The sequence below is a fragment of the Streptomyces sp. NPDC039424 genome (assembly GCF_055639495.1).
This window is the reverse complement of record NZ_JBVKAI010000013.1, coordinates 46457-60529: the sequence shown is the minus strand read 5'-3', so window position 1 is coordinate 60529 and position 14073 is coordinate 46457. Positions and strand designations below refer to the sequence as shown.

11 protein-coding genes and 2 pseudogenes are annotated in these 14073 nt (G+C 67.2%); 8 read left to right on the top strand and 5 right to left on the bottom strand.

Going from position 1 to position 14073, the window contains the following annotated elements:
• Window positions 1-12 precede the first annotated feature (12 nt).
• Window positions 13-1459 (bottom strand): annotated as a pseudogene (locus ACZ7L0_RS28360) (NF041680 family putative transposase).
• Window positions 1460-1729: 270 nt separating this feature from the next.
• Between ACZ7L0_RS28360 and ACZ7L0_RS28355 the strand changes: the two are divergent.
• From ACZ7L0_RS28355 to ACZ7L0_RS28345, 3 genes are all read left to right on the top strand, one after another.
• On the top strand, window positions 1730-2584 hold the full coding sequence (locus ACZ7L0_RS28355; RefSeq protein WP_471245387.1) for a hypothetical protein: 855 nt from the start codon (window positions 1730-1732) through the stop codon (window positions 2582-2584).
• A complete protein-coding gene (locus ACZ7L0_RS28350) occupies window positions 2581-3105 on the top strand; it encodes a hypothetical protein (RefSeq protein WP_471245386.1) in 525 nt (174 codons plus the stop codon). Before ACZ7L0_RS28355 ends, ACZ7L0_RS28350 begins: the two co-directional genes overlap by 4 nt.
• 154 nt (window positions 3106-3259) lie before the next feature.
• Entirely contained in the window at window positions 3260-6655 is a 3396-nt protein-coding gene (locus tag ACZ7L0_RS28345) for an NB-ARC domain-containing protein (RefSeq protein WP_471245385.1), read from the top strand.
• A gap of 206 nt (window positions 6656-6861) precedes the next feature.
• On the opposite strand, the gene ACZ7L0_RS28340 is transcribed toward ACZ7L0_RS28345, so the two are convergent.
• The 3 genes from ACZ7L0_RS28340 to ACZ7L0_RS28330 form a co-directional block, all read right to left on the bottom strand.
• Window positions 6862-7164: a nucleic acid-binding protein gene (locus tag ACZ7L0_RS28340; RefSeq protein ID WP_471245384.1), complete on the bottom strand. Its 303-nt coding sequence runs from the start codon at window positions 7162-7164 to the stop codon at window positions 6862-6864.
• A 271-nt stretch (window positions 7165-7435) separates the two neighbouring features.
• A complete protein-coding gene (locus ACZ7L0_RS28335; protein WP_471245383.1) occupies window positions 7436-7864 on the bottom strand; it encodes a cyclase family protein in 429 nt (142 codons plus the stop codon).
• 294 nt (window positions 7865-8158) lie between these two features.
• On the bottom strand, window positions 8159-9136 hold the full coding sequence (locus ACZ7L0_RS28330; protein ID WP_471245382.1) for a DMT family transporter: 978 nt from the start codon (window positions 9134-9136) through the stop codon (window positions 8159-8161).
• A 137-nt stretch (window positions 9137-9273) separates the two neighbouring features.
• Here ACZ7L0_RS28330 and ACZ7L0_RS28325 point away from each other — a divergent pair, with 137 nt between their 5' ends.
• From ACZ7L0_RS28325 to ACZ7L0_RS28315, 3 genes and pseudogenes are all read left to right on the top strand, one after another.
• Window positions 9274-10260, top strand: coding sequence for a LysR family transcriptional regulator (locus ACZ7L0_RS28325; RefSeq protein ID WP_471245381.1), 987 nt, complete (start codon window positions 9274-9276; stop codon window positions 10258-10260).
• A gap of 508 nt (window positions 10261-10768) precedes the next feature.
• Window positions 10769-10972 (top strand): cold-shock protein, encoded by a 204-nt coding sequence (locus ACZ7L0_RS28320; protein ID WP_471245380.1) that lies wholly within the window; start codon window positions 10769-10771, stop codon window positions 10970-10972.
• Between the two features lie 71 nt (window positions 10973-11043).
• Window positions 11044-11487: pseudogene (locus ACZ7L0_RS28315) on the top strand (helix-turn-helix domain-containing protein); the annotation flags it as partial.
• A 313-nt stretch (window positions 11488-11800) separates the two neighbouring features.
• On the opposite strand, the gene ACZ7L0_RS28310 reads toward ACZ7L0_RS28315, so the two are convergent.
• Window positions 11801-12547 carry a vWA domain-containing protein gene (locus ACZ7L0_RS28310; protein WP_471245379.1) on the bottom strand — a complete coding sequence of 249 codons (747 nt, stop codon included), beginning with the start codon at window positions 12545-12547 and terminating at the stop codon, window positions 11801-11803.
• Between the two features lie 88 nt (window positions 12548-12635).
• On the opposite strand from ACZ7L0_RS28310, the gene ACZ7L0_RS28305 reads away from it, so the two are divergent.
• Window positions 12636-13082: a hypothetical protein gene (locus ACZ7L0_RS28305; RefSeq protein WP_471245378.1), complete on the top strand. Its 447-nt coding sequence runs from the start codon at window positions 12636-12638 to the stop codon at window positions 13080-13082.
• Between the two features lie 518 nt (window positions 13083-13600).
• Window positions 13601-14029 carry a VOC family protein gene (locus ACZ7L0_RS28300; protein WP_471245377.1) on the top strand — a complete coding sequence of 143 codons (429 nt, stop codon included), beginning with the start codon at window positions 13601-13603 and terminating at the stop codon, window positions 14027-14029.
• Window positions 14030-14073: the final 44 nt, after the last annotated feature.

Below are 14073 nucleotides of genomic sequence, written 5' to 3'. Positions count from 1 at the left end.
CTAGCTTGATCTTTAACCTGTGCGGCGGGGCTTTGGGGTGGTTGACCTCTTCTTTTGTCGTTCTGCTGGCTGTGTCTTCTTGGGTGTGTGCACGTCGTGGCGGGGTGCGGGACGGGTGTTCTTTCGGCCCGCTGGTCGCCCGGGGCCGGGGCGGGTGGGTTTTGGTGCTCTGGCCGGGCAGGCGGCCTGTGGGCGGATGTGCCGGAAGTCGCGGCGGACGCGGGCGGGAGTGAGCCTGTCTGGAGAGCTGGGTTGCTCCCAGGGACGGCGTCGGTCGGCTGCGAGGGGGCGGGCGAGGCGGAGCTGGGTGTAGGCGGCGAGGATGAGCCAGGTCCAGCGGTCGGCTGCCTCGGGCGTGGGGATCTTTGGGGAGGTCCAGCCGAGGGTCTGTTTGAACAGGCAGAAGGTGTGCTCGATGTCGAAGCGCCGCAGGTATGCCTGCCAGAGACGGTCGGCGCCAGCCGGGGTGGCGTCGGTGCCTGACCACCACAGCCAGACCGGCTTCGGTGTTGCTCCGCTGGGCAGGTGGCCGATGTCCAGGCGGATCACCGTGCCTTCGACGACCGGGAGGGTGCCGTCGGAGGCTGCCCAGGAGGAGCGGTGCGTCAGTTTGGGGTGCAGCCGGTCCCAGGAGCGGGCCCTGGCGATGCCATAAAGACGTGTGTCGGTGACAGTTTCGGTGTCCGGGACGCCCCAGGTGTCGGGCTGCCCGAAGACGAATTCGCCGCCGTGCCGGGGCGGTCGGCCCTGGGTGTGTGGGAGCCGTGGTGGGACAGCTCGGCGCAGGACGCGGTCGGATCGCATCCTGGCCAGCACCTGCACCGGCAGGTCTTTGAGCAGGAAGCCGAGGCGGGGTGCGTCGTATCCGGCGTCCGCCACGATGAGGATGTCGGGTTCACCTGTCTGCCACTGTCCCGCTGTGATCAGTCGCTGCAACAGATCGCGCAGTTGCCGGGCGGTGATGGTGGCGGTGTCATCGCCGGGCTTCAGGCGCAGTGCGTCCAGCGGTGCGGTCCATGAGCTGCGGCCCGGCTCGAGCGCGCAGATGATCTAGTAGGGCCAGCCGGGGACGGGGATGTGCTGGTCCTTGCCCGTCCGTAGGTGTGACACAGGATCCGTTCCGGTGAGGTGTGGGGGTCGGGCCGCAGCCAGCAGGTGACATCGACGGCCAGGACCAGCCGGCCGTCGGCAGCCCGCGGCAGTGGCACTTCGGTCGCAGCCGGCCGGCATCGATGCGTCCACGGGCCACTGCGGCGTAGAGCCCTCCATGGCCGCGGCGGTGTTCACCCACCAGCGACAGTTCGGCCAGCGCCCTCACCGGCCCGTCGGCGCACAGAACAGCATCAGCCAGCTCGAACAACGCGTCCGAACGAGCGGTCAGACAGGCGTAGAACTCGCCCCGGAAGCATGACAGTTGCGCCAACGGCTCTCGCCGGGTGTCGTGATGCAGCAGACTCATCCTCACGGCCTTCGTGCTGAACGTGTGTTCCTTGGTCGGAGCACATGTTCAGACGAAGGCCGCCTCGGAGACGACGGGTTGTAGAACAACGCCGGAACTGGCGGCGCAGGGCGGGGCAAGGCGCGCCTGGGGCACGCGCCCATAGCCGCCGAGCAGCATGGTGTCTGGTCGGAGGATCGGGCCGGGGCGTACACGAGGCAAACGGTACGACCACGGTCCGATCCGAAGTGCTGCGCTGGCCCTGCCGATCGGCAGCCTCCGGCCCAAGCGGTGGCGCCGATCGGCGAGCTGAAACTGCTGCCGAGGACGCGGACGAACCCGTGCGGCACCAAGGCGATCTACTCGATCAGCGAAGGGCACCGCACCTGGGTCGATTCCCTGCCCGACTTCCCCATCCCGGTCACCGTGGAGGACGGCGGCCAGCCGGTCACTCGGATGCTCCCGTTCGACAAGACCAAGATCTTCCCCTACGCCTACCGGCACACCTACGCCCAGCGGCACGCCGACGCCGGAGTGGCCGCGGACGTCCTCAAAGAATTGATGGATCACACCAGCCTGAAGGTGACTCAAAATTACTACCGGGTCAGCGAGGAGCGGCGCCGCGAGGCTGTCGAACGGGTGGTTGCCCTGCAGTTCGACCGTAACGGCAACCGCGTCTGGCGCAAGGCCCAGTCACTCCTGGAGTCCGAGCACGTTAGGCGCGCGATCGGCGAAGTCAGCGTCCCCTACGGCCTCTGCCAAGAGCCGTCGAACGTCGCAGCCGGCGGACAGAGTTGCCCCATCCGCTTCCGATGTGTCGGCTGCAACCACTTCCGCACCGACATCTCCTACCTGCCCGACCTTCAGGCGTATCTCGCTGACCTGCTGCGCAGTCGCGAGCGGCTGATGTCGGCCTTCGAGGCGGACGACTGGGCGCGTAGCGAGGCCATGCCCTCCGAGGAGGAGATCCAGCGAGTCCGCCGCCTTATCGAGCGCGTCAAAGCCGATCTCGAGGACCTCACTCCTGGGGAGCAGGCACAGATCGAAGAAGCCGTCGCAGTCATCCGCCGCGGCCGGACCGTCATGCTCGGCATGCCACGCATCGGCCAGCCTCTCCCCGATGTCCATCCAAGGAGGATCTCGTGAGCACCCCGATGAGCGAGGGCCGTAAGGCCGATACGGACCGTCGGCGGCAACGGGTGCTCAACGCCCTGAAGGCGGCAGCCCGGAACGGATCGCCGATCAGCGTCTCCGGCATCGCCCGGCAGGCGGCCGTGGACCGCACGTTCCTCTACCGCCACCGCGACCTGCTCGCTCTGGTCCACGCCGCCGAACTCGAACCCGGTGGCCAGGACGCCGGAGGAGCCGCCCCGGTGAGCCGGATCTCGCTCCAGGCCGATCTTGCCAACGCACAGGCCCGCAACGCGCGCTTGGTCGGACGCATCCAGCAACTGGAACGGCGGCTCTCCGAAGCGCTGGGTGAGCAGGTCTGGCGCGAGTCCGGCCTCGGCTCTCCGGCGGATATCGATGAACTTCAGCGCACCATCACCAGGCTGGAACAGCGAAGCGTTGAACTGGCCGCGCGCTTGGAAGAGCGAGAGGCCGAGCTTGCTGCAGCTCGGGCTGCCAACCGCGAGTTGACCAAGGCCCTGAACCAGCGTGGTTGACCAGCCGGGAATCATGGTTCAGATCTCTTGGAACATGTATGTATGAGGCCGGGCGCGACCGCTACGGAGGCGCTGGCGAAGATGCGCTGGTATCGAAGGTGGGGGCATGCAGCGATGGGGACGCTGGAGTACGAGGATCGCGGCCGGGGTGTGTGTGGCCGGGCTGGTCTGGCTGATCATGACAGCGCTGCGGGACGGATGGGGTGAAGCCGACCCTGTCGCCAGTGTCCTGGGAGGTGCAGCCGGGCTCGGTGCCCTGCTGCTGGCGCTTCGCGTCGATCCCAGCAGTGCGTCCTCGCAACTGCCACTTCCGCCTGCAGCACCGCTCGTACCCGAAGGATGGGTGGATCGTGAGGAAGCGGACCTCGTCTTCACCGCCCTGCGCCGTGGAACCCGTAGGCGGTACCGCGGCAGCAGGCCGGGCGCGACAACCATTGGCCTGCACGGAGCCGGCGGATTCGGTAAGAGCACTTTGGCGAAATACGTGGCCGGGCAAAGCGCTATCCGGCGCCGTTTCCCTGGTGGCGTGTATGTGATCACCATCGGCAGGGACGTAGGTGGACGTGCCGCTATTGCCGCCAAGGTCGCCGAAGAAACACGGCGCATCACCCAGGAAACCACCGAAGCTGGTCAGGACCCCGAGCAGGCAGGCGCTCGATTCGGGGCTTTGCTGGAACAACGACCACGAACCCTGCTCGTGATCGATGACGTCTGGCATAAAGAGCAGCTTGCTCCGTTCCTCATCGGCGCTGAACGAAGCTGCATCCGTCTCGTGACTACCCGCAACCACAACGCCCTTCCCGACCATGCCACGCGCATCGTGGTCGACCGGATGACGGAACCGCAGGCCCGGGCTGTTCTCACCCACGGCCTGCCGCACACGCCCGATTCCTCAGCGATCCATGAGCTGACCAGGGCGACCGGGCGCTGGCCCCTGCTCCTACGAGTCGTCAATCGCGTCTTAAGCGACCAGGTTTCCACGGGAGCCGACCCCACGGCGGTCGTGCGTAGCCTTCTCGAGCGGCTACGCGTTGACGGACCAGCTGCTCATGATCCCCACGGGTTCGTCGACCTGGACGACCCGGAGCACCGGAACACCGCCGTCCACGCGAGCCTCGAAGCGGCCACTACGCTACTTCCTGCCGCCGGCGACCAGCGCTTCACCGAGCTGGGCATATTCCCCGAAGATGAAGCAGTCCCCATTCCTCTTGTCGCCAGGCTCTGGCAGGCGACAGCACAGCTCGACGAATGCACTGCGCGCTCGCTGTGCAAACAAATGGCCGACCTCTCGCTCATCACTATCGACCGTGGAACCCCGGGCGGCACCATCACGATCCACGACGTATTCCGCGACCATCTGCGGGCGAAGCTGGGAGACCGCGTCACTGACCTAAATGCCGCCTTCCTTGACGTTCTTGGCAGCACCGACCAAGACGCAACGGCATGGTGGACCACACGCAGCACGTACTTGCAGGACCATCTCATCGCGCACCTATTGGACGCCGGACGCACTGGTCAGGCCGAGACGTTGGCTACCGACTTCCGGTGGGTCAGCATGCGCCTGCACCAGCGCGGCCCCACCGCTCCCCGGCGCGACCTCGCTCGCATTCCCAGTCAAGCGGCTCGGGACCGAGGAGCGGAACTCGCCCGAGCCGCACATCTGCTGTCTCCCACCCAGCCTGCGCGAAGTCTGGATGCAATTCTTCGTAGCCGCGTTCCCGGCGACACGCGCTGGCAGCAAGCCGCAGACGCCGCGATTGCCCGCCCAGCACTGGTCAACCTCTGGCCGGCTCCCGACCTCCATCCCGTCCTGGTGCGCACCCTTACGAACCACCAGGGCCTTGTCTTTGCCGTGGTGGTCAGCCCGGACGGCACCTGGTTCGCCAGCGCGGGCGACGACCACACGGTACGGATCTGGGACGCTGCCACCCACGAGCCACTGCAGACCCTTGACGGTCAAGGCACCGTATTCGGCTTGGCAGCCAGCGCAAGCGGCAAGCTCGCGGCCGCCTGTGAGGACGGCACTGTACGCATCTGGGACACCGCCAGTGGAGAGTTACGGTACACACTCACCGGCCATAACGATCGAGTGGACGCGGTGGCGTTCAGCCCCGATGGCGCCTGGCTTGCGTCAGTTGGTGAGGACGCCGCGGTCCGCATTTGGGATGCCGCAACCGGGGAGCACCGTCGGACGCTGACGGCCCATCGGGGCTGGCTCGCCGCAGTGGCCGTCAGCCCGGACAACACGTGGATCGCCACCGGCGGCAAAGACGCCACAGTGCGGATTTGGGACGCGGCCACTGGCAATGCACTGCACACCCTCACCGGGCACACGTGGTCGGTGCTCGACGTGCAGATCAGCCCAGATGGCAGATGGCTTGCCTCTGCCAGCAGCGATGATGCCGACGCCGTACGCATCTGGGACGCGGCGACAGGCGAGCTGCTGCGTACCCTCGACACCGGTCGAGTGGACTCGGTAGCCATTAGTTCCGACAGCAAGCGGCTCGTCACCGCAGGCCATGATCAAGCAGTGCGCGTTTGGGACCCTTCCAACGCCCAGCTCGAGCACGCCCTCCGCGTGCATACCGGTGCCGTGCTCAGCGTGGAGTTGAGTCCGGACGGTACACGACTCATCAGCACCGCCGGTTCGACAGTGCGCACATGGGACCTGACCAACGCGCATCTTGAACACGCCCCTCAGGGCCATACCGACACAATCTATGAACTGGCAGTAAGCCCCGACGGCACGTGGCTAACATCCGCCAGCCGCGACTCCACAGTGCGGATCTGGGACACTGCCAACGGACAGTCTCTGCGCGTCCTACAAGGGCATACCGGGACAGTAGCCGCAGTGGAAATCAGCCCGGACGGCACCTGGCTCGCTTCTGCCGGGCAAGACACAGTCATCCGAATCTGGGATGCCGCCACCGGCAACCTGTTGCGCACCCTCACTGGCCACACCGAATACGTCAACGAGTTGGCGATCAGTCCGGACGGCACCTGGCTCGCCAGCGCGGGCGACGACGAATCGGTGAGGATCTGGGATGCCGCCACCGGCAGCCTCGTGCGCACCCTCACCGGTCACACCGGGTTCGTCTGCACGGTAGCGATCAGTCCGGACGGCACCTGGCTTGCCAGCGCGGGCGACGACGAATCGGTGAGGATCTGGGATGCCGCCACCGGCAGCCTCGTGCGCACCCTCGCCGGTCACCACACCAACCGGATTTACGAATCGGTGATCAGTCCCGACGGCACCTGGCTGGCCACTTCCGACTTCACCGGAAGAGTTCAGATTTGGGATGTTTCCAGCGGGAACCTGCGGCAATCCCTGACTGCTTCCGGACCCGTAGTCGCGATGACACTCACTCAGGACGGCACCCGCCTCGCGACCGGCGCTGGCCGTGCGATGGCGATCTGGGACGTGGCTACAGGGGAAGCCGCCGCCGTGATGCGGATGGACGCCAACGTCAATGCTGTCTGTTGGAGCTCTGACGGACGGTCGGTGTTCGCGGGCACGGCTGACTTGTTCGGCTACAGATACATCACCTAGTGGCCTGCCCAACCAGATTCTAGGCGGCCTGATCACTCGGATTGGTGATGGCGCCACACGTGTTGCGTTAGATATCGTCGCCGCTACCGCCGCTGAGCTGCCCGGACTCGCGTGCCATCATGTTCCTGCCCCGGAGAACTCCTGGCCGTCGGGGAGGACCACCGTGATCGGCGGCGGCTCCGGCTCGGGTGGCGTGTCCGCCACGGCTACGCCGCCTCCTGGCCCTCGCCGTCCTCACGTTCGAGGGCGTGCTTGAGCTGGGAGCGGGCATCGAGCCGTTCGGGCCCGGGGACCTCGTTCCAGAAGGCGTGCGTGAGGATCACTCCAGTGAGTTCGCGTTCTCTCTCCCGCAGCACGGCGACCTCCTGCTGCTCCTGATCCGACCAGCCCGGCGAGTCCGGGTAGGCACGGGAGGTGGCGAGCCAGTAGCCCTCGGGACGCTGCCAGGCTTCCATCGGTTCGACGGAGTACGGCAGCCGCTTGTACAGGGCAGTGAGGTCGGACCGCACCTGGTTGAGTTTCCTACCTGGCGCCCGAGGTGCAGCTCTTCTACAAGGCCCGCCAGCCCCGGCCGAAGGACGAAGAGGACTTCCGGGCTGCACTCCCAGCCCTCTGTGCCGGTCAACGACAGTGGCTGGCAACTGCCATCACCCAGGCGTATGGAGATCGTCCCTGGTGCGAGGAACTTCGGTAAGTGCCGAGGCGGCACCCACCGGAGTGTGCTCTTTCACGGAATCGCGAGCAGAGCATACGAGACCGATTCAGGCGTACATGGCCGTTTCAGATTGCCGGGTGCAGGGCGAACACTCTTGCCGGGAAGCCCGAGCCGCCGTACGGCTTCGGCCAGGTCGCGATGATCAGGGCGCCCGCCTCCGGGACCCGGTCCAGGTTGGCCAGGAGTTCGATGTGCCAGCGGTCCCGCTGAAGGACGTACAGCTCAAGGCTGTAGTCGCCCGTGGAGCCGGCCAGGCCGGGGTCCGTGTCGGTCTGCTCGTGGCCGATCGCGGTGACGTCCGCGTCCTCGAACAGGTACCGCAGGACGTCCGGCGACCAGCCCGGCGTACGGCTGATGCCCGCCTCGTCGCGGTTGGCCATCACCACCGGATCCGGCCAGCGCCGGCTCCACCCGGTGCGCAGCGCGACGAACGACCCTGCCGGTACACGGCCGTTGCGGCGCTCCCAGCCCCGCACGTCGTCGAGGGTGGGCACGGCGTCCGGGTCGGTCTCGACCCGCCCGTGCGCCTGCCAGCCACGAAGTGCGAGGGCGGGTCGACATGGGTGCCCCACTGGCCCACCAACGTGTGGCGTGCACGGTGAATCCGTCGCCGCGTTCGGTGTCGAAGAGGGTCTCGCGGCCTTCGTCGGGGAAGCCCGCGAAGTGCGGCTGGCCGGGGTGGAAGGCGCGGGTGAGGTCCGTACGGACGGTCTTGGCTGCCAGTTCGCGGTACGCAGCCCACAACCCGGGCTCAGGGAGCCCGGGTTGTGGGTCGGGAGCGGAAGGAGTCATCGTGCGGGTGCCATCACGGCGGGTGCGGATCCGGGCTCCTCAACTGCGGATGCGGATCCGGGCTCCTCAACGGCCGGCGCCGGCTTCAGGGCGCCCTTGCGGCGGGTCAGGCCGACGCCGACGAGGACGACGACCATGCCGGCCGCGACCCGGAGGCCGACGCTCTCACCCAGGAAGGCCGCGCCGAGCGCCACGGAGACCACGGGCAGCAGGTAGCCGACCACGGCGGCCTGGGTGGCGCCCTCGGCCGCGATGATCCGGTAGGTGAGGTGGAAGGTGACGCCGGTGCTGAAGACCCCGAGGACCAGGACCGCGACCAGGGCCGTCGTGCTGAGGTGGATCGCGTCCAGGCCGCCGACCGGCACGGCCATGGCGGTCAGCCCGGTCGCCGCGACCAGCTGGGCGGCGGAGAGGGAGAGGGTCGGGATGCCCCGGCCGACCAGGGTGCGGCCCATGTAGACGAAGGCGACGGCGTAGCTGGCCGCGGCGCCGAGGATCGCGAGGGCGCCCCAGCCGAGCGAGCCCGACCGCTCCCAGGGCGCGAAGATGACCACGACCCCGCCGAAGCCGAGCAGCAGCCCGGCCAGCCGGACCGGGCGCAGACCGCGCTCGGTGCCCAGGGCGAGCCCGAGGGCGAGGGAGAAGAACGGGGTCGTCGCGTTCAGTACGCCGGCCAGGCCCGAGTCGACGGTCTGCTGGCCGATGCTGAAGAGGGCGAACGGCAGGGCGTTGCAGAAGAAGGCGGCGATGATGATGTGCCGCCAGACCGTGCGGCCGGTCGGCAGGCGCCGCCCGGTGGCGTACAGCGCGCCGGTGAGCACGACTGCACCCAGCACACAGCGGGCGAGTGTGACCTGGAGCGGGGACAGCCCCCGTAGCGCCAGTTCGATCCACAGGAAGGTCGATCCCCACAGCAGCGCGAGCACGGCCACTCGTGCCGCACCCCTCAGACTCTGCGTGCTGCCACTGTTCACGATGGTGTCTCCGTATCTGTGTCTGGATCTGTGTCTGGTCCGTGGCTGGCTTGGTACGGCATCCCTGTTATGAAGGTGCCCCAGCCAAGCTTTGAGGACAAGCAAATGGTTCTACACCTTTTGTTAAGCTGTACTGCATGCTTGATGTGAGGCGCCTCCAGGTCCTGCGCGCGGTGGTCACCAGCGGCACGGTGACGGCTGCCGCGGCCCATCTCGGTTACACCCCTTCCGCCGTCAGCCAGCAGGTGGCGGCTCTGGAGAAACAGGCGGGTACGGCGCTCCTGGAGCGAGTCGGCCGGGGGGTCAGGCCCACCGCTGCGGGTCTGCTGCTCACCGAGCACGCGGGTCTGATCAGCGCGGCCGTCTCCCAGGCGGAGACGGCCCTGGCCGATCTGCGGGCCGGGCGGACCGGCCGCCTCTCGGTCCGCTACTTCGCCACGGCGGGCTCCACGCTGGTCGCGCCCGCGCTGGCCCGGCTCCGGCTCGAACACCCCGGCGTACGGATCGACCTCGAACTCGCCGACCCCGAGGACCCGTTCCACGAGGTGGTCAAGGGGCGGGCCGACCTGGCCGTGGTCGTACAGGCCCGGGACAGGACCGGCGACGGCTCCATCCGTCTCGTCCATCTCCTGGACGACCCGTACGCCGCCGTACTGCCCGCCGACCACCCGCTCGCCGAGCGGCAGGTGATCAACCTGAACGAGCTCGCCGGCGAACAGTGGGTGGGCAGCGAGCCGCCAGGACCCTGTCTCGAACCGGTGCTCGACTCCTGTGCGGCGGCGGGCTTCAGCCCCGACTTCGTCATCCAGACCGAGGACTACGCGACCGCGCAGGGCTTCGTGGCGGCCGGCCTCGGCATCGGTCTGATGCCTCGGTTGGGGCTGCGTACCCCGCACCCGGGCGTGGTCGTGCGCGAGGTCCGCAATCCCGAGCCGGTGCGCGTCATCTCCGCCGCGGCCCGCCGCACCGCACCGGAACACCCCGCGCTGCGCGGCCTGGTGGACGCACTGCGGGAGGCGGCCGGCACGGTCGGCACAGGTGCCGCAGCCAGCACAATCGATGCAGCCGGCACAGTCGGTACGGCCGGCGCGGGCGGGCGGTCCGATGTGTCCCGGTCGCTGTGAAGTCGGGGCAGATCGGACCCACCGGGGAGGTTGTGGATGCCGGCCGACCAGGGCGGGGGAGTCCTGCATCGTCGTCCTCGACGAAAGGGAACTCTTCGGGCGGTTCACGGACCGTGTCCAGGCCCCGCCGCGAGAGCGAATCCATAGATTGATCACGACTCGATACGCGCCCTAAAGGGGCGTGACCCTTGCGGCGCCTGGTGCGCTGCACAGCCCTCCCGCTCGGTCACTCGGACGGAGCGGAAGGGGCGCCGACCCGTACCACTGTCTGAGCGGGTGGCCAGGTGCCGGGTTTGCCCAGACAGACGGGGCGCCGATGGTGGCGCGTTATCGGTAGCGGCTGCCGCCACGCCGTTATACGTTGTGATTCACCAGTCGTGGTTCCGAAGTTCCGTTCGCCCGTGATCGCCATCACGGGCGTTCTTGCTGTTCAGCGCCTCTCCGGACCAGGGCGATCACCTCCCGGGCGCGCAGGGTGCGTGCCCGGTTTCCCTAGAAGGAGACAGTCATGGTCAAGGGCACTGTCAAGTGGTTCAACAGCGAGAAGGGCTTCGGCTTCATCGAGCAGGAAGGCGGCGGCCCTGACGTCTTCGCCCACTACTCCAACATCGCCAGCCAGGGTTACCGCGAGCTGCAGGAGGGCCAGAAGGTCGAGTTCGACGTCACCCAGGGCCAGAAGGGCCCGCAGGCAGAGAACATTCGCCCCGCCTGACGCCCGCCTCGGTAAAGCCCGGCATCCCGACTTCGGGCTTGAGCGTCGCAACACCTCACTTCAGGGGTGCGGTGGACTTCAAGATCCGGGATGACCGGAAGCCACAGGGCCGAAGGCAGTTGGTCCGGGAGCGGGAGGAATACCTTCGGCTTGTGGATCAAAGAACTCCGTACGAGGACGCCTGCCGGATCGTCGGCATCAATTCGAAGACCGGCAGGCGATGGCGTAACGGCCGCCATGCGGACCGCCGTCAAAAGCCGGCACTGCCTAGCACCGGGGTGGTGCCGCCTCACCTCGTTCCCGTGCCTGAGGAGCCGTCCGCCCCCTCGCGCTACCTGCGCGAGGCCGACCGCATCCACATAGCCGACCGGCTGCGGGAGAAGGCCACCGTCCGGACTATCGCGGCCGAGCTGGGCCGTAGCTCGTCAATCATCAGCCGGGAGATCCGCCGGAACTGGACTGTCCTCCCCGACGGTCGTTGGTCCTACCGGCCGCACGCTGCCCAGCGCCGCGCATTCTGCAGCTCGGCCTGAACGGCGCTTTGCCGGGGCGGCCCGTCGTCTCGTGAGCGGAATTCTTGCGCACCAGCTGTGCGGCGGTGCCGCGCCGGTATCCGTCTATCAGCCAGAGCTCCTCAAGGTAGGGGGACAGCCTGCTCGCGGTGGACGTGGCTCCAGCCGTGCCCCTGGTTGCCATGCACGCTTTTCGGGCGCCGTCCAGCGGATTTGAGACGGCCAGTACCGATGCCCCCTCGCCAGGCCGCCCAGAACGCCTCTACAGGCTCCGGGCTGAAGTACTGGGTGCGCCGGCTGGGTAGCCAGGGACGTTTCACTGCACGATGCCGGCGGTGCGGGCGGCGGCCAGCCAGTCGGGGAATTCCTGCAGTAGCTGGTCGAAGAGCTGGTGGTCTGGGGTAGCTTGTGGGGTGTGGCCGGCGTGGAAGAAGCCTGCGTTGTCGACGATGCGGTGGGCCGGGACGGCGAGAGTGTCCAGCTTGCGCAGGAACGCGAATTCGTTGTCGTCGGGGTCGCCGAAGCCTATGAACTGCCAGAACAACGGAAGGCGAGCGGCCTTGCACAGGTAGCGTTCGGCAGCGGACTTGCTGGTGGGGCCACCGTCGGTTTGGAAGATGACCAGGGCGGGGCAGTTGCTGCCGGATGCCATGTAGTGGTCGATGACCTCGTCCATGGCCCAGTGATAGTTGGTGCGTCCCATGTGGCCGAGGTTCTCGTGCAGTTTGTTGATCCGGCCGCGGTGCCCGCCGAGTGTCAGGTCGGTGGATCCGTCGACGTCGGTGGAGAAGAACACCACCGGAACGGTGCCGTCGTCGTCGAGGTGAGCCGACAGCGACAGAACCTGCTCGGCCAGGTGCTGCATGGTGCCGTTTCGGTAGTAGGGCTGCATTGACCTGGAGCGGTCCAGTACGAGGTACACCGCAGCCCGCACGTCCTCCAGCCCATGTCTATGCACGCTGGCACCCGCTGTCTTGTACAGACTGACCAGATCAGGTGCCCTCTCCAGCACCTTGGTCAGGCTGACAGCCGCAGTGCGCTCACCGTCGTTCGTCGAGATCACCCTCCCATAGTGGTACCCCGCTCCCGAGCAGGCACAGTATTTGCCCGTTTGGCTGCGAACAGCGTGGCCTGGTCTAGGTGCTACAGGCATGGCATTGAAGATCGAGCGAACTGACGCGCGTACGTGGCCGGATGAGCAGCTGAAGGAGCTTTTCAGCGAGGGCTTTCCGGAGTTCATCACCGCTGACCGGCTGGTGAAGGAGTACATAGGCAGGGTCGGTGGGTGGTTCGCCGGTCTGGACCTCACGCTGGTGGATGAGCATGAGGCGCCGGTCGCATCGGGCTGGGGTGTACCAATCCACTGGGACGGCCTGACCGAGACGCTCCCCACCGGGTATACCCAGGCCCTTATCCGTGCGGTCGAAGGTCGTGAGCAGGGGACCGAAGCCAACACTCTGGTCATCTGCGCAGCTGTCGTCACCCCGTCGCTTAACTGGCCGTTCTCTATCCGTCCATGTGGTCGGAGGGGTTCGAACAGGGTTCTGGTTCGGGTGAGTCGGCCGGTGCAGGTGCATGGAAGAAGGGCCTCTTGGTAGCTCGCGGTTGTCGAATCCAGCGAGAAGCAAGAGGCCCTGTTGTCGAAGTGTCGCGTGGTCGTGCTCGCCGAGTCCAGTTCGTCCGCTCCTGGGTGTGACTGCCTCGCTCATCGGTTCGGGAACGCGGCCGACCGGCCGGAGCGCCAGCCCCGGTACGACTCGGACATGAGCGAGGCGGAGTGGGCACTGGTGCGCGAAATGCCGAGCGCCTTGGGCTGCTACCGAACCAGCTCAAGACCATCGAGATCCGCCTCGACACCGTCCGAGACCTGGCACTGCACATCCACGCCCAGGGGCATCTCACCTGAGCATTGTCCCGCAACTGATCTTGACATGAGGGTGGTCGGTCAGGACTGGATCCTGGGGGCCTCTGGGGCGCTCCGCCGCCACGGTCGCATCGTTCTCTTGGACCGTCCGGTTTGATCACTTGCGGTCCAAGGCGGCCCCGGGCGTGACCGGATGGCGGGCGGATCCGCCTGGGGAAAAGAGCGGCAGAGTCCCCCTGCTATGGTGCGCCGATGTCAGCGATCAAGAAGTTCCAAGTCACCTTTGACTGCGGAGAACCAGAGCGCCTCGCTCGCTTCTGGTGCGAGGTGTTGGGGTACGTCATACCGCCCCCGCCGGAGGGGTTTGCCACTTGGGACGAGTTCAAGCGCTCGCAGCCACCTGAGCAGCGGGATTCATGGTTCGCCTGCATAGATCCCTCAGGGGTGGGCCCGCGACTGTACTTCCAGCGCGTTCCCGAGGGGAAGGCCGTCAAGAACCGGGTGCATCTTGATGTGCGGGTCGGCACCGGCCTCGTGGGTAAGGAGCGCCTCGCCGCACTTGAGGCCGAATGCGCGCGGCTGGTCCCCCTCGGTGCGGTACACGTGCAAACGCTGTATGACGGCAATGATGCGTGCATCCCGATGCTGGACATCGAGGGCAACGAGTTCTGTATCGACTGAGTATTCTCCGAGCCGGGGAGGTGGCAGGGCTGCGTCGTTCAGGT